Raw genomic sequence first — 20,134 nt, 5'->3', positions numbered from 1 at the left:
AAAAAGGAGAGTATTCATGGGATTTACAATAGTACTTTTGAGTTTTGGATTTCTTGCATTACTGCTTTTTTTATTGACAATCTATATCTATTTGAGAATTGTGATAGCTATAGGAACAGACACAGATTTGCCAAGATGGATTTATTTGATTGGATCAAGCCTTAAAGGAAGATTCAGTAGCCGTCAATTTGATTATGTTACTGATTCGACAGCATTGAAAGAGGCTACCTTATTCATTTTGAATTTTGTTTTGGCAAATATTGTTGTTTTCGGCGCAATATATTACAGAACACATCACTTTTCAAAAGCGCTTTATATGTGTTTGAAGGCTGAGTTTTCTATTGTTATTGTAGTACTAATACTAAGTCATGTTATAAAACTGATTATTGTATTGTCTCATCGCTCGAATAAACCGATGTATTTTTATGCTTCATCAAATGCTATAGTTGCGAGTATGTTTTTTGCATGTTTTGCCTTCATGTTATTCTTCTCTTTGACCGGTTTTCCGTCAGATCCAATCGAAGTTCAAGTAGATAAAACGAATGTCATTGTTGGGGAAACAAAGGCATCTGAGCTTTTGTCCGAAGGGTTCACATTTTATGAAAAAACTGCTGATAGCGAGATTGTCAATGAACGAAATGATCATTTTTATTACGGCAAGCTTTTAGAAATTTTTCGTGATGGTAAGTCTTATGGCTTTGTGAGTGTTACGCCTACAGGGAAGGATTCAGATAGCTTAAAGAATTGCGTTATCACATACTATGAGATTGACGCTGATAGTAAGCAATTATCCGAGGTTACCTTTAATCATACTGACTTATCTCAACTTACAATCCAAGATTTTAAAACAAGGGATATAAAGGATATTTTTTCGTTAAATCCCGTAGATTCTGAAGAAATAAAAAATGATACTCTTTTCATTCTTAAGATGCAAACTACGGATTATGTGCTATGGAAAAGATATAGAATCGAGGCTAATTTTAATGAGGATGGAACTGCATATCGTTACGGTGCAAGAGCACAACATGTACAATGGGAGTAAATTTTTATAACACAAAAGGGGAGTAAACTTTTCAAGTATACTCCCCTAATTTATCTTTTGTTATTTCAAATTGTCATTTGCTTGTTTTTGAACGATAGCCTCTATAAGAGGATGTTCATTTATGATGTATAGCAGAAATATGATTTCGCACTTGAAATGTATTTCATTCTATTCTTTCCATCATCACATTGTAATAGTGTAATGATGGAGGATTTGAAATATCTCAATTTATTGGTGAGACTTTCTTTTATCACACACTTTGTTTCACTTGTGTATCCATTAAATTTTCTCAGTTATCTTTTCAATCAACTCTGTAATATTCTTTGAAACATATACAATTTCATCAGGATCATGGATGTAACAGATTACTTGTCCTTTCTTTCCCTCTGTATCCGGATCAAAATCAAGCATTAGGTAACAGCTGTCGCAGTATTGTGCAAACGGAATCCATCTCTTGTTGAACAGGTATGGTTTGATTCTGTTATCTTGCATATTATCGATATCTTGAGATGAAAAATACTTCGGAAAATTTGATAACAAGGCTTTTTTGTTTTGAAAATATGTCTTGCATTTTTTAATTTCCGTTAAGCTCATCAAACAAAAGCACATATCAGAAGTTCCTATCATGGATGGAAGAATGCACATAAATCTACTTCCGTCTTTGTATTGATAAAGTGTCTTAAAATCTTCCGGTAAACAAATGGAAAACTCCTCTTCAAATTTGAGCAAATCATGTTGTGAAGCACCGGCTATTGATTCATATTCCTGAAAATATTCTTCTTCAATCGGATCATCCAATCCCCATTCTTCAAAATTTTCGCATACATATGTTTCAATTTTCTTGATGTTATCAATCAGTTCCATTTTATTACAACTCCTTATTATACTGTTGTCTATGTTTTTTGCAGTATCATGCACTGTTACAGACAGTTTAATGTTGTTTCAAATGCTATTGATACAATTAGCCGTTATTTGTTTGAACGACCTTATATCATCATTGCGAATTATTATCATAAAATTGGACATCCGTAAGTTCTAATGTTTCAGTATTTTCATAACTGCATTTTTCTTTGATAAGATGATTGGAAACTTCAAAAAGTTTTTTATCCGAAACCATTTCGGTATTTATGCCGAATAATTCAGTATCTGATATTTTATCTGCTTGAGTTTCTTTAATGCTTTCTTCATCTGTTTTTTTACTCAGCGTTTTATTTTTTAGAAATAAATATTCAATATAATGTTGTACTTCCTGCTGCAATTCTTTTGAAAGCAAATTATATTGATGTAACATTACCTCATTACGCCTGTAATAGGCGGCCTCGTGAAATATCGGAGCAAAATATAAGGAAATTCATTAACTTGTCCGCTAAAAATGGACTTTAGAAATGTTTTTTAAAGTTCCTTTATGTAAATTCATCCCTCACCCTACAAAATCAGCATTGCATCTCCGTAAGAAAAGAATTTATATTTTTCTTCGACGGCATGGCGGTAGGCTTTAAAAATATTTTCTTTTCCTGCAAGGGCGGAGACCAGCATTACGAGGCTCGACTCGGGGGTGTGAAAATTGGTAAAGAGCTTATCTATCAGTTTAAATTTATATGAGGGGTAAATAAAAATATCCGTAGACTGATTGCCCCATTTTAATTCTTTTCTTTTTTCGTCCCATGCGGATTCGAGGGTGCGCACGGTGGTCGTTCCTACGGCTATAATAGGCCTTCCTTCCTTCTTGGCTTTTTCAACGGCCTGAGCCGTTTTTTCCGAAATAAAAAAATGTTCGGTGTGCATCTTATGGTCTTCTATTTTTTCAGCCCGTACGGGAAGAAAGGTACCGAGTCCCACATGGAGGGTTACATATTCAATATCGATTCCCTTATCCCTTATTTTTGAAAGCACCTCTTGGGTAAAGTGGAGGCCTGCAGTGGGAGCCGCAATCGAGCCGTAGATTTCTGCATAGACGGTCTGATAGCGGTCTGCATCTTCTTGGGTATCTTTTCGGTGAATGTAGGGAGGCAGGGGCATGTGCCCGTATTTATCGAGCCACTCATCATCGATAACCCTATTGAATTTCATACAGCGGAATTCGCTTTCGAGAGGTATCTCGGACTCGATTATTTCAGCCTCAGTTCCGTCTTCAAATAAAAAGGTCTTCCCGGGTTTTTGGCGTTTTGCTTTTTTTGCCATAACCTGCCAAAGGGAACCGTCCGAGTCCCTCATAGGATTAATCATTAAAAATTCGCACACTGCATTTGTTTTGCTCTTTGCATAAATGCGGGCATGACGCACCTTCGAGTTATTAAAAACCATCAGGGCATTTTTGGGAAGGATTTCAGGCAGCTCCGTAAAAAGCCGGTCTTCAAGTTTTCCGCTTTGTTTGTCTAAAATTAAAAGTCTGTCGCCTCCTCTTTTTTCGGAGGGAGATTGAGCTATCAGCTCTTCCGGTAAGTCAAAGTTAAATTCTTTTGTAAGCATAGTTTTCCATCAAAATAAGTGTTGTTAATTTGTTTGTTCACCAAACAAGGATAAAATTTTTTTATCCCCGAAGAGTTTTGCATAGCCAAGGGCAGACATACCTAAGCCGTCCTTGATATTATAATCGGCCCCGTGCTTTACAAGCATTTCCACAATATCGGCTTCACGGCGGCCTACCGAAAGGATCAAGGCTGTTTGTCCGTCCTTGCTTTGAATATTGGTATCGGCTTTTTTTTCGAGGAGGGCTTGTACCGCTTCAATGTATCCGACCTGAGCCGCATCCATCAAGGCCGAGTAGTTTCTGTCTTCTGCACAAAGGTTTATTGTCGCCCCTCTTTCAAGCAGGAGTTCAAGTGTTTCCAAACATTTGTTTCTTACTGCAAGGGATAAAACCGGTGTTCCGAGGGAATCTTTTTGTGAAGGGTCAAAGCCTGCATCTATAAAAAGTTCTACGATTTCTTTTTCATTATTTTTAACCGCACGCACATAATTCGGAATAAAAAGAGAATAGCCGTTTTCTAAAAGTTTTGCACGGGCCAGCTCTTTAAGCTGATTTTCCGTAAAGCGTTTTTTTTCTACCTCAAAATAGGACTCAAAGGACTTAATTGTCAGCATAACAAAAGAACGCAAAAAGTTCTTCGGCAGTTCGAGCTTTTCGCTTTCTTCAAGTACAAGAACCGGAAGATTTAAACCTGTGGCATAGCCCAAAAAAAACATAAAGCCCAAATAGGCAGCAGGATTTTTACTGTAAATAAAGAGAACATGAGTAATGTTTTTCATAATATGGCGCGGCGTGTGTAAATTTTCATCTTTCCATATCTCATCTTCATTGTATAAAGTTACATCACATTCGTGGGATATGATTATATTTTTAATAGCCATCGCTGCGTCTTTTTTCTTTTCATCATAGAAAATAGCGACATTCATAAAGCTTATTATATCTTCTTATAAAAAAAAAGTAAATAGAAGAGATTTTATGCTGGTATAATTTTAAAAACTATATTATAATAATTCTATGAGAAAAAAAGAGCTTTGTTCAAAAGATACTAATCTAAGGGCTGCATATATCACCCCTCATCCTCCGATTATAATTCCCGAGATAGGCAGGGGAGAGGAGAAAAAAATAGCTTCAACTTCTAAGGCTCTTAAAACCATATCGAAAGAAGTAAAGCAAATAGAACCTGAAACTATTATAATCATAACTCCACATGCAAAAATGCACCGAGGGGCAGTTACAATAAATACGGCTCCGGTTATCGAAGGAACTATGGCTCAATTCGGTTGTCCCGATTTGCGTTTTTCAGCAAAAAACGATGAGCGGATTGTAAAAGAAATAATCAAAAAATGCAAAAAGACAGGCTTCCCTTATGCGGCTGTAGATATGAATCTAGATCACGGCTCCTTTGTTCCGCTTTATTTTATAAGCTCAGAGTTTTCAAATTTTTCTCTTGTGCATATAAATTACGGAATTATGTTGAGTGCAATGCTTGAAGAATTCGGGTCAATTCTTTCCGATATTATTGAAGAAAAAAAATGCAAATCTGTTTTTATTGCGAGCGGAGATCTTTCACATCGGCTTCTTTCTACAGGCCCTTACGGTTTTGCTCCTGAAGGACCCAAATTCGATAAGGAATTTGTAAGAATTATAGAAAAGGGAAGCCTTTCCGAATTTGCCGATATTCCTCCTTTGCTTACCGAAAGGGCGGGGGAGTGCGGTCTTAATTCTTTTTTAATTTTGTCGGGGCTTTTATCCTGTTATAAACATTCTCAAGAGCTGCTTTCCTACGAGGGTCCCTTTGGAGTCGGATACGGTGTTGCTCGATTTAAGGTTAAATCTATAAGACAGCCGGAAGATGAGGACTTAGAGATTGTTTTTAAAGAAAAAAAGAAGAAATTTATATTGCCCGATTCGCAAACAAATGACCCTTATATAAATCTTGCACGCAGGAGTATTATCTACTATTTAAAGCATAATAAGTTTTTAAAACCTAAGAATACCGATGGTATTCAATCGGGAAAGGCCGGCGTTTTTGTATGCTTAAAGAAAAAAGGGGAGCTTAGAGGATGTATAGGTACAATACTTCCTACCAAAAGCCGCATAAGTGAAGAGATAATTAAAAATGCAGTATCGGCAGCCTTGAATGACCCACGGTTTCCGCCCGTCGATTTATCCGAAATGGACGAAATTGTCTGTTCTGTCGATATTCTTGCAGAACCGGAAGAAATAAAATCGATTTCGGATTTGGATGTAAAGCGTTTCGGTGTGATAGTCTCATCGGGTTCGAGGACCGGACTTCTTTTACCCAACCTTGAAGGTATCGATTCCGTCGGTATGCAGGTCGCCATAGCTCTTCAAAAAGGCGGAATAAGCCCCGAAGAACCTTACCGCATGTACCGCTTTGAAGTTATAAGGCATGAGTAAAAAAACGAGGTTAGAAAAATTAAAAACCGAAGATTTAAATTATTGACATCTTTTTTTTGTACTCCGCTTTTTGTTGTCTTGTTGTTTTTTTCTTGTAAGAGCCGCCGAATCGCCGAACCCTTGGAGCCTCCTAAGCCTGAGGTTTTAATCGAAAAAGAACCGGAAGATCCTTTTTTGGGCCTTTATGTTATGGACCTTCCTGCATCCCGAAGCGGAATTACAAGCTACTCGGTAGAATTTAACTCCGATCAAACTGCAAGGGTTTTAGTTTTTAAAGAAGGAAGAACGGAACCTGAAATCTCGCATGGTAATTGGCTTATAGCGAAGGATGGAATTATTATTTTGTATTTTAGACAAAACATTCCTAGCGAATTTTTTATAAAAAATGATGACGGTTCTCTTTCTTTTTTAAACGCTCAAAGAAAACCTTATTCGGGCGAATTGGCTGAGCTTCTAATTTTGCGCAAAATCGAAAAGAAATAAATTGTGATGACTGGTTATCGTGATAACTGGTTATAAGGAAATATTTTGATGATTATATTTTTAATCGGAATGAGCCGAGCCGGAAAAACCGAAACGGGCAGGGCTCTTTCAAAAAAACTTAAAGCTCCTTTTGTAGATACGGATTCCTATATGGAGGAAGTTTACGGGAAAACGATAAGAGAACTTTATAAGGCGCATGGAGAAAAAAAATTCCGTCTAAAAGAATTTGAATGCCTTAACAAAATAATCGAAAAAATAATCGAAAAATTTTCGTCTTGTTCCAATGACAAAAACGCCATTTATTGTGAGTGCGAAAATGCTGTTCACTGTGATGATGTAAACGCCATTGTCAGCACCGGAGGAGGCTATGCGGAAAACGAAGCCATTATCAAAAAGCTAAAAGATTTTCCCCGAATAATTTTAATCGATACCGCTCCGGCCGAGATTTTTTATAGAATAAAAACGTCTGCATATAAAAAAGGCTTTTACCCTGCCTTTTTAGGAGAAAATATTAAAAATGAAAAAGATGCGGAAGACCGTTTTTTTTCGATATACGAAAGGCGTATAAAAATCTACAAGGCTTTGGCTTCCTTTTCCATAAACCCGAAAGGCCTCTCCCCCGACGAAACGGCAGATAAAATTATTTCATCTTTGTAAATAAAATTTAAGGCTTGATAAAATCTTGTTCTTATGTTATCATTATCTTATGAAAAGCATAGATAAGGAGTTGAACTCCATTACTGAATTATTCCCGTCCGATTTTACGGATGATGAAAAGGCTCTCGCGAAAACGCATTTTTTAAAAAAACTGTCCGTTTTAACACACAGTTTTTACGGCGGAAAGCTCCAGACTGTCCCCAAATGCGGTTTGTACGGTTTTAATTGGTTTAATGTTTGGTATACGCCCGGCGTTTCGGCTATTTCTACCACAATTCGCGATGATAATGAAACATCCTTTGCTCTTTCCAACAAAGGGAACTTGGTTGCTGTTGTAAGCGACTCTACACGAGTCTTGGGCGACGGCGACTGCACCCCTCCCGGAGGATTGGGAGTTATGGAAGGCAAATGTATGCTTATGAAGTATTTAGGCGGAGTTGACTCATATCCTCTGTGTATCGATTCTATTGTAAGGGTTGACGAAGAAGGAAAACGGGGCGTAAAAGCCGGAAAGCATGACCCCGACAAGATTATCGATTTTGTCAGAATGCTTGAGCCTTCAGTAGGAGCCGTAAACCTCGAAGATATTCAACAGCCCGACTGCTTTAAGGTTTTGGATACCTTGAGAGAGGTCTGCGAAATTCCCGTTTGGCATGATGACGCTCAAGGCACCGCCTGTATAACCCTTGCAGGTCTTTTAAACGCTATAAAACTTGCCGGTAAAAAGATGGAAGACTGTAAGATTGTTCTTTTGGGAGCAGGTGCTTCAAACACGACAATAGCTCGTCTTATCTTGGCTGACGGCGGAAAACCTGAAAATATGATTATCTGCGACTCAAGAGGAGCATTACATTCAGGCCGAAAAGACATAGAAGAAGATAAGCGCTATTACCGAAAGTGGGAGCTCTGTTTACAGACCAACCCCAAAAAGATTGAAACCTTTGATGAAGCAATGAAGGGTGCTGATGTTTTAATCGCTCTTTCTACTCCCGGGCCCAATACTGTAACAAAGGAACAGGTTGCCTCGATGAATAAAAAAGCTATAGTCTTTACCTGTGCAAACCCCATCCCCGAAATCTGGCCCCACGAAGCTAAGGCCGCAGGTGCCTTTATCGTCGGAACAGGACGAGGAGACTTCCCGAACCAGATTAACAACTCCGTTTGTTTCCCCGGTATCCTAAAGGGTGCTCTTTTGGTAAGAGCCAAAAAGATTTCCGACGGAATGGCTATCCGCTGTTCTCACTCGATTGCAGACTATTCCGAGAAGAAAGGCATCAATCCGGACAATATCGTAGTTACAATGCAGGATGAAGATGTCTTTGCAGTTGAAGCTGCCGATGTTGCAATGCAGGCCATTAAGGAAGGCTTGGCCCGCGTAACCATGACATGGGACGAAGCCTACAAAAAAGCAAAAAAAGATATTGAAGAAAGCCGCTCCTTGACCAAAATGTTAATGGAAAAGAATTTTATCAAAGAACCCCCGCAGGAGTTCTATGAAAAAGCCTTAGAATACGCCATCGAGCAAATTAAAAAGAACAGAAAGTAAATCTTTCTAAAAACCACTTGGATTTTTAGAAGTTTCTGTACAAGACCGGCCGGCTCTTAAAAAGAATCGGCCGGTTTTTTATATTAAAGCCATGTAAATCGTATAGTTGATTATATAATTTGCATGATTTTTGTTTCTATAATTTTTTCAAGGTTTCGGAAAGAAGTTTGTCAAATTCGTTTATAAGTTCATTGTGCAATTCTAGTTTAAGTGAAGGAGATAATTTATCTTTTTTATGATTCTTAAATAATTCGGTAGCTTCTATTTGCAAGGCAGAAGCTATTTTTTCTATAAAATTTATAGATGGAAATCTTTTATGAGTTTCTATCTGTCCTATGTAAGCCGTATCCGTATTGCATAGCTCTGCGAGTTTTTCCTGTGTAATGTGCTTTTCTTTTCTAATTCTTCTCAAATTGCTAATAAAAATCTCTTGCAATGTCATAAATATATGTTATTAGCTATCATTTTATTTTGCAATGAGCTTGAAGTTTATAAAATATTATGTTATTATAAGCTAATGGCTTATATAAATTGATATTATTCATATCAAGGAGGATTATTATGGGTAACAAAATTACTGACATTATGGATCAAGTATATGGGAGTATGCTTGTAGATATCTACAAATGTGTTTGTAAAGCTTTAGGAGTTGATCCTGCAATCGGTTCAGAAGAAAGTTGGAGAATGACAAAAGAACTTGTGAATAAGGTTATGAGGGTTTTTGGCGGGGAGTATGAAAGAATTCCACGGACATGGATAGAAAATCACTTAAATGATCCTAATTACTCATCTGAAAAGGATTGTATTGTAGTAAAAATCTTAAATAAGGCTGTAAAAGACGGCTGGAAAGATAGGATTCCATTACTTTGGATCCTGTTTATTACATTTTTATATTTGGTTATAAATGAAAATATTTTAAATGACTGTGATTTTCAAGCGGCTAAAAAAGATATTAATATCAACTACATAAAAAATATTAAAATAGCTGATAATGAAGATGATATGTTTTTTGGGTTAATTAAGATAAATAATTAAGATTTTACTATGACATGGTAAAATCTAGTTGCACAAGTATATTGTAGTAATAAATATTTGTAAAAATATTTATTACTACAAATTAGCGTTTATAGCAGCATTAAGGAGGAGTTGTATATGAGTTAATATTACATGCTAATTTATGGCAAAGAAGTTAATATTTAACTATTTGCGTTGTAGATGGAAATAACAAATATCGAATTTGGTTTTTGTTATAATTATGATAATTGCTGATTTATATTTTTATAAATTAACAATATTTTTATGGGAGATAAGAAAATGAAAAAAATGTTATCTTTTCTTTTTATGTTTGCATTATTTGGTGTACTTGTAAAAGGTCAAAGAATGACACCTTCAGGGCAATACCAGTATCACAGTGATTATTTCAAAGTGAATGCATCTTCAGCAAAAGAAGCAGAAGCAATCGCTGAAGGTAAATACAATGCAAAATTTAGAGGATATTTTAAGATTATTTCATCTAAAGCTACAGAATTGAAATATTAAAATAAATACCTTTAATTAAGGGGGAGGTAACTCCCCCATCTATTAAAATTGTAGTTGGGAGGTGTATAATGTACAAAATTAATTTTTTGGTTATTTTTTTATATATTTTTATGTTCGTGATGAAGCTATATCCTAATAATACTGATACCAATATAGATTCTTTTGAGTATGTTTTTAATGTGCAAAAAAATTATATTGTTATTTCAAGATATATCGGTAAGGAAATGAAAGTAACTATTCCTGAAAAAATAGATGGGTGCCCGGTAGGTGAAATTGGTGAGTACTGCTTCTTTGGAAATTCCTATATCAAATCTGTAATATTACCTGATTCTATTGTTATAATTAATAATAATGCTTTTAGAAATTCATCTCTTACTAAAATAGTATTATCAAATTCTTTAAGATATATTGGTGATAGTGTTTTTTGTGATACTCCATTAAAAAGTATTATTTTACCTGACGGGTTAGAATATATCGGTGAATATGCTTTTTATAATACAGCTATTACAAGGCTAATTATTCCTGATTCTGTAAAAAAAATTGATTGGTGGGCTTTTGGTAATTGCGAAAAATTGGAATATATTAAATTATCTAAATCTTTGGATCAGATTCCATCTAGATTTTGTGAAAATTGTATAAATTTAAAGGACATAGAAAATATAGGTTTCTGTCCAGTCCAGTCTACAGCCTTTGTAGGATGTCGGAAACTTCCTATTACAGTTAGAAAAAAATTGATTGATGCAGGTTATGGCAATAACTTTTAATATATGCGGCGGTATTCAAACCACAAATAGGAATTTTAAATGTGATGGAATAAAGATGAGCGGAAATAAGGCCGGAGATGGAGGTGATGATTTTTTTCGGTTTGAGAGTGAATAGACTAAGTTTGTAATTAAACTTTTGTTTTTAAAATACTCAATGTACTAAAATACATTGGGTATCTTTTATAATTTTTATTATTAAAAATCTTTGCGTAGCTCAAGCCTTGGCTTGAGCTCTTTGCGCTCCTTGCGGTTAAAAAAACTTGTCCGGATTAAAATTCTAAAGTGTTGACAAAAGATCGGGGGTATACTATAGTCAAAGTTAAGAGGAGAATCTTTAAATGCAAAGTTTAAAAAAAATAATTTCTATGTATAAGTTAAAAAAGCATATATTTATTCTTGTGCTCTTATATCGTTTATTTTTTCACTTGTGTCGCTGATCTCTCTTATTTATCCGAAACTCTACGGTACCTTTGTTTCTAATCTTGAAAATAATATTAACCCTTCAAGGGTGCTTGTTATATACATAGGTGTAATTTGTTTTTCACTTATTTTTGAATATCTTGTCGGCTGGGTTTTCGGTAAGGTGCATATGCGTTTTGATTCTGCATTGCGTTACGGCCTTTATTCTTCGCTTTCACAGCATTCCGAAAAAACGATTAAAACTCATGGGCAAGGTTACTACGAAAATATTATGGATGCTTCGGTCGGCTCAATTCTTTCTCTCTTTGTGCCTTCCGTAATGAATAAGCTGATGGGCATTGTGCGCTACATTTTTATTCTTGTAATCCTTTTTACATATTCTTATATCTTCGGCCTTTTAGGCCTTGCGGCTCTGGTGCTTTATACATGTGCCTATTTTATTAACCGTAAATTTTATTCGCCTATGTTTTTAAAAACAATGAAGGCTTATGCAGGTCTTCATTCCAAAATGATAGAAGCGCTTTCAATGACAACTCTTTTTCGGGGCTTTCCCTTATTTAAACTTGAAAAAAATGAAAGAATAAAAAACACAATAAAAGATGTAAATAACAGTGTACGCAAAACCGATTTGTTTTCGGATACCGTCTACCGCCTTGTTCCTGTTTATGTATTGCCGTTATTGTCTGTAGCCCTTATGGCTGTTTCGGCAAAGATGTATTTTGACGGTACTTTACCTTTAAGCGTTTTAATAACCATAATTGCATATTTTTCACAGTTAACCTCGGTTTTAGGAGACCTTGATTCGGTAAGTCAGGCTTATTTTGGAGCTTGCGAAAGTGCCGATGAAATTTTAAGCCTAATGGAAGAAGAGGATATAAAAGAAAAACTTAATATAGAAGATGAGTCTCAGAACTTTTTCTTTGATATTTCCGGTTTAAGTTTACAGATAGATAAGGAGCGGAGTCTTTTTATAGAGCGCTTAAATTTCGGCTTAAACAAAAAATATGCCTTACTCGGTGTTTCAGGTTCCGGTAAGTCGAGCCTTTTAAATATTCTTTTGGGACGGGACAAGCTGACCGGAAATGTTTTTGTGTTTAACAAAAATACAAATCCATATGATTATGAATTGTCCGATAAAATTCTTTATATCTCACAAGATTCCTATATCCTAAATGCGGATTTAATTCAAAACATCGAGCTGGGCTGCCATAACGCAAACCTTGCCGAAAAAATAATTGAAACCTTACAGCTTGGCTCTTTAAGAGGAAGAGATTTAGGTATAGACGGAAAACATATTTCAGGCGGAGAAAAAAGACTTATAAATATTGCCCGTATATTTTTCCATGCAGAAAGATATGATTACCTAATCTTTGACGAAATTTTTACCTCGATAGATGTGCTCACCAAAAGAAGAATATTTCCGCTTTTAAAAGATTTAATCAAAAACAAAAGCTGCATAATAGTTTCACATGATATAGAAGAAATAGAATTCTTTTGTGATCATGTAGTTTCAATTGAAGCCGACGGCAAAATATTTTCGGGCACCTATGAGGAAGCAAAGATAAATAAAAGCTTTTTAAGCAAGATATTAGCTGAAAATTAAAAGACTGCCCGCCTCTTCTTGACATTCCGTCCCATCTATAATATCCTGTAAGCCTCAATTAAAATCAACTTAAAAGGAGCTTTATCATGGAAAAAAATAAACTTGCCGAGCTTAAAACTTCAATTTCGAATGCAGCCGAAAAGGTAATGGACGAAATTATCACTATCTGCAATATACCCAGTCCCACGGGCTACACTTGCGAGGCCGCCGATTATGTTCTAAAAAGGCTTTCAGGTTTAGGCTTTAAGCCTTGGCTTACGAACAAGGGTGCTGTTGTATGTGAGCTTGATAAAAATGCCGAACCTAATACCGGTAAAAAAGGAGATAAGGCTCTTTTGCTTTCAGCCCATATCGATACCCTCGGCCTCTTTGTTAGGCACATTAAATCTTCAGGCCGGCTGCGTACATCCCTTGACGGGGGCTTTCCGTACAATTATGTAGAGCAGTCCAACGTAACGGTTATCACAAGAGAGGGAAAAAAATATGAGGGCACTATGAGGCTCACGGAACCCGCCGTTCACGCCTCGCGCGAAATAAACGAGCTAAAAAGAGATGATTCAAACATGGAGCTAGTGCTCGATGAGATTGTAAAATCCCGTGAAGATGTCGAAAAGCTCGGCATCATGGCGGGCGATGTTGTTGCCATTGAATCCCTTGCCCGAAAGGCCGGGAACGGCTTTTTAAAGAGCCGGCACTTGGACGACAAGGCTAGCTGCGGAATGTTCATCTACCTTGCAGAACAGGTTGCAAAGGGAGAATTAAAATTAAAACGCAAGACCTACATTATGTTTACCAATTATGAAGAAATAGGCCACGGAGCTTCTGCAGGGCACCCGGAAGGCATAAGCGATATGCTTGCAGTCGATATGGGTGTTGTTGGAAGCGACCTTGATACCGATGAATATGCGGTTTCAATTTGTGCAAAGGATTCTTCCGGGCCCTATAACTATGAGTTTACAAGCGAGCTTATCAAAATAGCCAAGGAGATGGAACTGAACTTTGCAGTCGATGTTTATCCATTTTACGGCTCGGATGCTTCCGCTGCCCTGAAAGCCGGTTATGACTACCGCCATGCCCTTGTTGGAACCGGAGTTGCCGCCTCCCACGGCTATGAGAGAATTCATAAACAGGGGCTTGAAAACACTCTTCTTTTATTGACAGCTTATATTTCGGAATAGCTCGATATTAAAATGAAAGAAAAAAAAAGATACAAAAAAACGGATATAGAATTCTCTCAGCCTAAAAAAACTCCATTGATTGTCAGGTTTGTGCTTTGGATAAAGCATATTCCTGCAAGCGATATTTTTAGAATACTGGCAGGTTTTGCATTTATTTTTCTTGTATTGGTTGTAATTATCTTTGTTTCGGAAGCAAACAGTAATTCAAGGATTAACAATTTTTTCGATGCCTTTTGGTATTCTCTTGTAACTATCACAACCGTCGGTTACGGAGACATTACTCCCTCAACCATCTTGGGCCGCTTGGCCGGTATCATTCTTCTTCTTTTTGGAGTTGTAGCTTTTGCAGGAGTGAGCGGAAAAGTTGCATCGTTCTTTTTTGATAGACAGGTAAAAAAAGATAGGGGGCTTATTAGATTGGAAAAGATAAAAAATCATTTTTTGATATGCGGCTGGAAGCCTAATTTTGACAGGATTCTTTTAGGGATTATTTCTTCAAACCCCGATATTCCCATAGACCATATTGTGCTTATAAATAATGCAAGCCCCGAAAATATGGATATAATCAAAACCGACAGACGCTTTAAGGGGCTTATCTATCTATTCGGGGATTATACCGATGAGGCGACCTTGCTCCGTGCAAATGTAAGATATGCAGAGCGGGCTCTCATTCTTTCAGACTATTCGCAAAATGCTTCCCCCATGGAAATAGATTCGCGCACGGTACTTGCGGTTCTCACAATAGGAAGCCTTAACTCCCATATATATACGGCCGCCGAGCTCATCGACTCAAAATTCCGGCAGCACCTTTCCCTTGCTCACTGTGATGAAATTATTTTAAGTACCGATTATGAAAGGAGTATTTTAGTTTCGGCTTCAAGCGGTACGGGGCTTAGCCATGTTTTAAGAGAGCTGATCACGGAAAAATCAGGCGAGGGGCTTATCATAAACGATATTCCTTTTGAGTTTATAGGCAAGACCTACCGCGAATACCGCCGCAGTCTTTCTGGCGGCCGCGTTTTAATAGGCCTTTTGGAAAATACGGGGAACTTTTACAGCCGCCGAAAAGAAGCCCTGCACGAGGCTCAAAAAAATCCCAATATTCAGCAGATAGTAAATAACCTAAAAAAGATAAAACGGCTTAAAAGCAACGAACCTATTTTGACTCCGCCCGATGAGTATATAATAAAGCCTAATTCCAGAGGTATCTTTGTTTCAGGAAGAAAACGTACCGACTTTACCCTTGACGGAACGGCTCTTGACGACTCCCAAATTTTAAATGAAGGAGGATCTGATGACAGATAAAGAAATCATGGAAAAAAAAGATGAAATCTTAGCTCTTATATCGAGATTGGAAATATTTTCAGACCTTGCAGGATTAGACTCAGCTAAAGGTTCGGATATTGCAGATAATCAAAATAAGATATTTTTAGAAAAGATTTTTTCTTTTTTAAGTGTAAAAAATTTTACTGGCGGCGAAATTATACTCGATAAAAACGACACGGGAAAAAGCCTTTTTATCTTAGTTAAGGGCGAGGTACAAATGCTCCGCACAACCCTTGAAGGTTCTCCCTTCGCCTTAAGCAATCTAAAGGCTGAAGAAAATGTCTGCTTTGGAAAGGCCGCCTTACTCGGCGAAGATTTTCACGGTTCTTCTGTAAAAGCCTTAAACGAGTGCACTGTCTTGGAGCTAAGGTCTCAAGATTTTTTAAGCCTATGCAATGAAATGCCGTCCCAAGGGGCCAAGGTTATTTACCGTATTGCCCGCCGCCTTGCAAAGGCCCTCCAAGAAGCGACCAAGGATTCCCTCACTCTCTATCAAGCCTTGCTCGATGAGGTAGGAATGCCGTAAATTACAGAGCCTCGATTTCCGTTTCGGGAAGGCCTGTTATTTCTTTAATCAAAGCTATATCAAAGTTTTTTTGCTTCATAAGTTTGGCCGTTTCTTTCTTAGTTTTATAAGCTCCTCTATCCATGGCATCCATTTCAAAAGTAGACATTAATCTATATTCTTGTCTTGCCTGTTCATTTTGTTTTACTGTTTGTATCATTTCTTCTATCCTCCTTGTAAATTCACTTTTTGCTTTACCTGTTTTAAGGTATTTTAAAAATTCCTTTAATTCTTTGTCTTCAGTGTCTTTAAAGGCCTCTGCGTTTATTATAATCTTTTTCGTACCGTCTTGTAAAGATATATTTTTAGCTTCAAGACAGATATTTTCAAAAGTATAAATAGGCCTATTTTTACCTATGGCATCAAAAGTACAGATAAAAATTATAAAACTGTCATTTAAATTATTATAGGAATTTCCCTTATCTAAGAATGAAATATCTATGGCAGCTTGGTAAAATCTCATTCTTTTAGGTATATTCTTCTCGTTGCTTACCTGCATTTCAACATCGTAGAATTTACCGTTTTCTGTTTGTACCAGAACATCAAATCTTACAGATTTAGCCTGTTCATAGTTTTTAAGATTATGCTGTACTGAGATATAAGTAATTTTACCTATTGTATCTGATAGTATCATTTCAATAAGCATTTTACATAAGCCTTCATTTTGCATGACCTTACAAAACATAAAGTCATCTTGTAGTGTTAAATCTTCAAACTTCTTAATCATTTGTGTTCTCCTAATTTTTTCACATTTCCCCTCCCATTATATTTATAGGGATTATTTGAAAAAAAGCGTAAATTTAGAAAAAATTCTTTGCGGCCTTTGCGCCCCCTGCGGTTAAATTCATCCCCTAAAAAAAATCCTCCCTTTTCAAAGCCTTAAAAAAGGTGTATAATTAAAGATATGGCTAATGATATGCAAAATAAGGAACGGGAGCTTTTTGCTGCCGTCGATTACATTTTAAACAGGGCCGGGGAGAGGGAAATAGAAGTTATTGCAGCTGCCTTGGAGCGGAAAAAAAATGAGGCTTCGGCGGCAAGTCCCCTCGCAGCTATAAATCCTGAAAATATGGCAAAACAGATGTCGGAATCCATCAACAAGTCGATTCAGGCAAGTCTCGAAGGTGTGCGCCATACTTTCCGCGATTTTGCAGCCGATATGCTTTTAAAAGAAGCTCCCGAGCTTTCCGAAGATCAGATGAAGGCCCTTATCGACTCTTGGATTCCCGAACAAGGCTCCTATGACGGTAAAATAAAAAGCCTTGCAAAAAACGGAAAGGTTGACGGTGTTCCTGCCGATGTATTATATGGAATGATTTTGCAATTTGTTTCTTACAGCATAGGCGAAATGAGTGCAAAAGAAAACGATGAGCTAAAAACGGCAATGGGAAACTGGACGGAAAAATATTGGAGCCGTTTCCCGATGAGAGTCAAGGAGGAGATAAAAAGTTTTATCAACGGGGAAATCACATCGGGCGAATTCAGGAAGAATATAACTGCTTTGATTTCTTAAAAGGAGTGCTTAAAATGAATAAAACAATGGCCTGTGAAGACTGCGAAGCAATAGATGAAGTTTTCGGTAAAATGGGCGAAATGCAAAAAAAAATCGCAATAAAAAAAATAACCGAGATGGAAGAATCTTTGGAAAAACTTGAAGATGAATTGACCGATATTATTAACACCCATTCAAATATATTGACTGAAAATTGATGGAGCTTTTTATGAAAAAAAAATTAAAATTTGCCTTACCGGTTTGCTTTATTTTTTTTATTTTGCTGAACCTCCATTCCGAGCTCTCTTTTGAATCTGCCGATATAAATACTGAAGGCGATATTTTATTCGATATCAAGGCAGATGCTTATGAGGGTTATGCATATAAAACCCTTTTTAAATATTCGAATGAAAACAATAAAATAGAGCAGCTTACATTTTTCCCCGAAAAATTACAGCTTTTAGGAAACAATAAATTTTTACAGGTTTCAAACCGTTTCGGTATCATAAGGCTCGACCTCAAGTCAGGAGCTGTCGATTCCCATTCCGATTTTGAACCTCTTTCGGCATCCAATTCTTCAAAGATAGGCGCTCTTAACAATATAAAAGCAAGCCCTGACGGAAGATGGCTTACATTGGTCGAGCCCTCCACCCTTGTTTTCGGCCGGCTCGTACTGATGGACACCGATACCGGCAGAAGATATATATTGAGTAACAAAAATGTTCGAAATGATCTTCCCGTATCTTGGTCGCCTGATTCAAAGATTATTTTATATGAAGATGATGGAGTAATTTATTTTGCCAGGCCTGAGTGGTTTTCGGAATCTGCCTTTACTGATAAGAATTTTAGAAAACTTTCTCAAGGTAAAATAAAGAATTTAAAATGGATTTCATCTTCTGAATTTATTTTTTTATCGGGGAACGCTCTTTACAGGGTTTCTTCCACAGAGCTTTTTACAAAGGCTTTTTATGCGCCCTTATTTCCTGCCGGAAAGCTTGCTGCAAAAATTCCTTCGGATTTTTCTCCGGCCTTTGATTCTATTTTTATAGCACCTGACGGCAAGACGGCCGTTTTTGTTAAAGGTAAAAGAAATGTTTACCGCATTAAACTGGATGGAGACGATTATGTCAATGTTTACTCCTCGGATTCTATTCCCTATTTATTGCTTCCGGGAAATACCGCTGAAGTTTCCGTTCATTGGAAAGATAATTCCCCAATTGTTTTTGCCGAAGGTCTTGCAGGCGGCTCAAAAATTTTAAGGGCATGGCAAATTCTTCCTTCTTCTTCAAGTTTTGAAAAAATTCCCGTCACCGAAAAAAGCTCGTTTCTCGCAGCTTCGCCTAATTTTGAAGTTGCCGCTTTTAAGGAAGACGAGGGAGTTGTTTTTTATGATACTTCGCTCACGGAAGGAAACGGTGCGGCTTCATGGAAAAAGCTCAATGTTTTTTCGGATGAAAAAATTTTCTCGGCTGTTTGGAAAAATAATTTTACCTTTTTTTTAGGCGGTGAAAATTATATTTACGAATATAATCTTAACGATAGTTCTTCCGATGCAGGCAAGAAAAAGATTTCCGTTTCGTCAATGCAGGATTATAGCTGGGCGGACTCAGGCAAGGAAATTTTAATAAGTTTGAAGAGCGTCCGGAATAATGAGCCGGAAGGCGATTCTTCGGACTCCGATGATGTAGAAGTCTTGCAATATGTTTCAAATTTAAAATGGACTCATTCTTCAAAAAAAATCATGCAAAAGAAAAACGCTAATCTTTCGGATAGAATTTACATAGATTCAAATTCGGGCTATTTTGCTAATATGATTTATATTCGCCGTCTTAAAGATTTTATAACCCGTCCGCTTTTGGAAGACGGAAACTTTTTAAAGGAAAAAACTCAAAAAAAGATTTCTTATGAAAGTGCCAATTCTTCTTCCGTTTTTTCGCATGGAAGCCGAAGCGGGAAAAAACGGGTTGCCTTAGTCTTTGATGCCATGGATGATATGGACGGAATTGCGAGCATTCTTTATACCTTAAAAAAGAATAATATAAGTTCAACTTTTTTTATAAACGGTGAAGCGATGAGGCAAAACCCCAATGCCGTAAAAGAGATTGTAAAAAGCGGACACCAATGCGGCTCCCTTTTCTTCACTACATGGAATTTGAATGATACGGCTTATCGGATAGACGATAATTTTATAAAGCAGGGGCTGGCCCGTAATGAGGATAATTTTTATTCTCTTACAGGTTCCGAGCTTTCCCTTATCTGGCATACTCCTCATTATATTTCTTCCTCCCTTATTGTAAATGCAGGAAAAAATGCCGGCTATGTTTTTATTTCGCCTGATGTGAGGGTGGCCGATTGGCTTAGCCCGGATGAAAAATTTGCCGTTCCTTCTCTTTATAAGACTTCTGCAGAATTAATTGAAGATATAGCCGATGCGGTTCAGCCGGGCTCTATAATTCCCATACGCATTGGCAGAAGCCTTTCAACTAGGAGCGATTATCTTTATTATAATTTACAGCTTTTGATCGATGTTTTAACCGAAATGGGGTATGAGATTACCGATGTTAAAACCTTGATGGGGCTTAAGTAAAAGCCCTTATAAAAAAGCCTCCAAAGTTTAAAAGATTTTGG

At 36.9% G+C, this 20,134-nt stretch carries 22 protein-coding genes; 16 read left to right on the top strand and 6 right to left on the bottom strand.

Going from position 1 to position 20,134, the window contains the following annotated elements; all coding sequences use genetic code 11:
* Window positions 1-16 precede the first annotated feature (16 nt).
* Entirely contained in the window at window positions 17-1,042 is a 1,026-nt protein-coding gene (locus tag TDE_RS11600) for a hypothetical protein (RefSeq protein ID WP_002673991.1), read from the top strand.
* A 279-nt stretch (window positions 1,043-1,321) separates the two neighbouring features.
* Here TDE_RS11600 and TDE_RS11595 read toward each other — a convergent pair whose 3' ends face one another.
* From TDE_RS11595 to TDE_RS11580, 4 genes are all read right to left on the bottom strand, one after another.
* Entirely contained in the window at window positions 1,322-1,906 is a 585-nt protein-coding gene (locus tag TDE_RS11595) for an SMI1/KNR4 family protein (RefSeq protein ID WP_002680409.1), read from the bottom strand.
* Between the two features lie 130 nt (window positions 1,907-2,036).
* Complete coding sequence (locus TDE_RS11590) at window positions 2,037-2,333, bottom strand: hypothetical protein (RefSeq protein ID WP_002680407.1); 297 nt, start codon at window positions 2,331-2,333, stop codon at window positions 2,037-2,039.
* A gap of 134 nt (window positions 2,334-2,467) precedes the next feature.
* Window positions 2,468-3,511 (bottom strand): tRNA preQ1(34) S-adenosylmethionine ribosyltransferase-isomerase QueA, encoded by a 1,044-nt coding sequence (gene queA, locus TDE_RS11585; RefSeq protein ID WP_010957235.1) that lies wholly within the window; start codon window positions 3,509-3,511, stop codon window positions 2,468-2,470.
* Window positions 3,512-3,535: 24 nt separating this feature from the next.
* On the bottom strand, window positions 3,536-4,438 hold the full coding sequence (locus tag TDE_RS11580) for an ankyrin repeat domain-containing protein (protein WP_010957234.1): 903 nt from the start codon (window positions 4,436-4,438) through the stop codon (window positions 3,536-3,538).
* An 88-nt stretch (window positions 4,439-4,526) separates the two neighbouring features.
* Here TDE_RS11580 and amrA point away from each other — a divergent pair, with 88 nt between their 5' ends.
* From amrA to TDE_RS11560, 4 genes are read left to right on the top strand one after another with little or no spacing between them, the layout of a single operon-like run.
* Window positions 4,527-5,933, top strand: a complete 1,407-nt coding sequence (amrA, locus tag TDE_RS11575; RefSeq protein WP_002680398.1) for an AmmeMemoRadiSam system protein A — start codon at window positions 4,527-4,529, stop codon at window positions 5,931-5,933.
* A 42-nt stretch (window positions 5,934-5,975) separates the two neighbouring features.
* Window positions 5,976-6,416 carry a hypothetical protein gene (locus TDE_RS11570; protein ID WP_002667531.1) on the top strand — a complete coding sequence of 147 codons (441 nt, stop codon included), beginning with the start codon at window positions 5,976-5,978 and terminating at the stop codon, window positions 6,414-6,416.
* Window positions 6,417-6,464: 48 nt separating this feature from the next.
* The gene (locus TDE_RS11565; RefSeq protein ID WP_002680396.1) at window positions 6,465-7,073 is read left to right on the top strand and encodes a shikimate kinase; all 609 of its coding nucleotides are present in this window, start codon (window positions 6,465-6,467) and stop codon (window positions 7,071-7,073) included.
* A 49-nt stretch (window positions 7,074-7,122) separates the two neighbouring features.
* The gene (locus TDE_RS11560; RefSeq protein ID WP_002680394.1) at window positions 7,123-8,619 is read left to right on the top strand and encodes an NAD(P)-dependent malic enzyme; all 1,497 of its coding nucleotides are present in this window, start codon (window positions 7,123-7,125) and stop codon (window positions 8,617-8,619) included.
* Between the two features lie 136 nt (window positions 8,620-8,755).
* Here TDE_RS11560 and TDE_RS11555 read toward each other — a convergent pair whose 3' ends face one another.
* On the bottom strand, window positions 8,756-9,031 hold the full coding sequence (locus tag TDE_RS11555) for a helix-turn-helix domain-containing protein (protein ID WP_245522422.1): 276 nt from the start codon (window positions 9,029-9,031) through the stop codon (window positions 8,756-8,758).
* 149 nt (window positions 9,032-9,180) lie between these two features.
* On the opposite strand from TDE_RS11555, the gene TDE_RS11550 reads away from it, so the two are divergent.
* The 8 genes from TDE_RS11550 to TDE_RS11520 all read left to right on the top strand — a co-directional run bounded on the left by TDE_RS11550 (window position 9,181) and on the right by TDE_RS11520 (window position 15,975).
* On the top strand, window positions 9,181-9,654 hold the full coding sequence (locus tag TDE_RS11550; RefSeq protein ID WP_002680392.1) for a hypothetical protein: 474 nt from the start codon (window positions 9,181-9,183) through the stop codon (window positions 9,652-9,654).
* A gap of 279 nt (window positions 9,655-9,933) precedes the next feature.
* On the top strand, window positions 9,934-10,158 hold the full coding sequence (locus tag TDE_RS11545) for a hypothetical protein (protein ID WP_002680385.1): 225 nt from the start codon (window positions 9,934-9,936) through the stop codon (window positions 10,156-10,158).
* Between the two features lie 68 nt (window positions 10,159-10,226).
* Complete coding sequence (locus TDE_RS11540) at window positions 10,227-10,922, top strand: leucine-rich repeat domain-containing protein (RefSeq protein WP_002680383.1); 696 nt, start codon at window positions 10,227-10,229, stop codon at window positions 10,920-10,922.
* Entirely contained in the window at window positions 10,906-11,037 is a 132-nt protein-coding gene (locus TDE_RS13385; RefSeq protein ID WP_281054486.1) for a hypothetical protein, read from the top strand. The genes TDE_RS11540 and TDE_RS13385 overlap by 17 nt, the downstream gene beginning before the upstream one ends.
* Window positions 11,038-11,349: 312 nt before the next feature.
* Window positions 11,350-12,945, top strand: coding sequence for an ATP-binding cassette domain-containing protein (locus TDE_RS11535; RefSeq protein ID WP_010957231.1), 1,596 nt, complete (start codon window positions 11,350-11,352; stop codon window positions 12,943-12,945).
* An 86-nt stretch (window positions 12,946-13,031) separates the two neighbouring features.
* Window positions 13,032-14,123: a M42 family metallopeptidase gene (locus TDE_RS11530; RefSeq protein ID WP_002680378.1), complete on the top strand. Its 1,092-nt coding sequence runs from the start codon at window positions 13,032-13,034 to the stop codon at window positions 14,121-14,123.
* Between the two features lie 12 nt (window positions 14,124-14,135).
* Window positions 14,136-15,428, top strand: coding sequence for a potassium channel family protein (locus TDE_RS11525; RefSeq protein ID WP_002675897.1), 1,293 nt, complete (start codon window positions 14,136-14,138; stop codon window positions 15,426-15,428).
* Window positions 15,418-15,975 (top strand): cyclic nucleotide-binding domain-containing protein, encoded by a 558-nt coding sequence (locus tag TDE_RS11520; RefSeq protein ID WP_002680376.1) that lies wholly within the window; start codon window positions 15,418-15,420, stop codon window positions 15,973-15,975. The genes TDE_RS11525 and TDE_RS11520 overlap by 11 nt, the downstream gene beginning before the upstream one ends.
* A 1-nt stretch (window position 15,976) precedes the next feature.
* Here the strand turns inward: TDE_RS11520 and TDE_RS11515 are convergent, their stop codons facing one another.
* Window positions 15,977-16,741 carry an Rpn family recombination-promoting nuclease/putative transposase gene (locus tag TDE_RS11515; protein ID WP_002680375.1) on the bottom strand — a complete coding sequence of 255 codons (765 nt, stop codon included), beginning with the start codon at window positions 16,739-16,741 and terminating at the stop codon, window positions 15,977-15,979.
* Window positions 16,742-16,918: 177 nt separating this feature from the next.
* On the opposite strand from TDE_RS11515, the gene TDE_RS11510 reads away from it, so the two are divergent.
* The 3 genes from TDE_RS11510 to TDE_RS11500 are packed head-to-tail and all read left to right on the top strand — an operon-like array spanning window position 16,919 to window position 20,093.
* Window positions 16,919-17,527 (top strand): hypothetical protein, encoded by a 609-nt coding sequence (locus TDE_RS11510; RefSeq protein WP_002667574.1) that lies wholly within the window; start codon window positions 16,919-16,921, stop codon window positions 17,525-17,527.
* Window positions 17,528-17,541: 14 nt separating this feature from the next.
* Entirely contained in the window at window positions 17,542-17,724 is a 183-nt protein-coding gene (locus TDE_RS11505) for a hypothetical protein (protein WP_002680374.1), read from the top strand.
* Between the two features lie 11 nt (window positions 17,725-17,735).
* Window positions 17,736-20,093, top strand: a complete 2,358-nt coding sequence (locus TDE_RS11500; RefSeq protein ID WP_010957228.1) for a polysaccharide deacetylase family protein — start codon at window positions 17,736-17,738, stop codon at window positions 20,091-20,093.
* Window positions 20,094-20,134 lie beyond the last annotated feature (41 nt).

Source organism: Treponema denticola ATCC 35405, from assembly GCF_000008185.1.
GTDB classification, from domain to species: domain Bacteria; phylum Spirochaetota; class Spirochaetia; order Treponematales; family Treponemataceae; genus Treponema_B; species Treponema_B denticola.
Note: the sequence above shows the minus strand (reverse complement) of the source record. Positions and strands in the feature narration are given on the sequence as shown.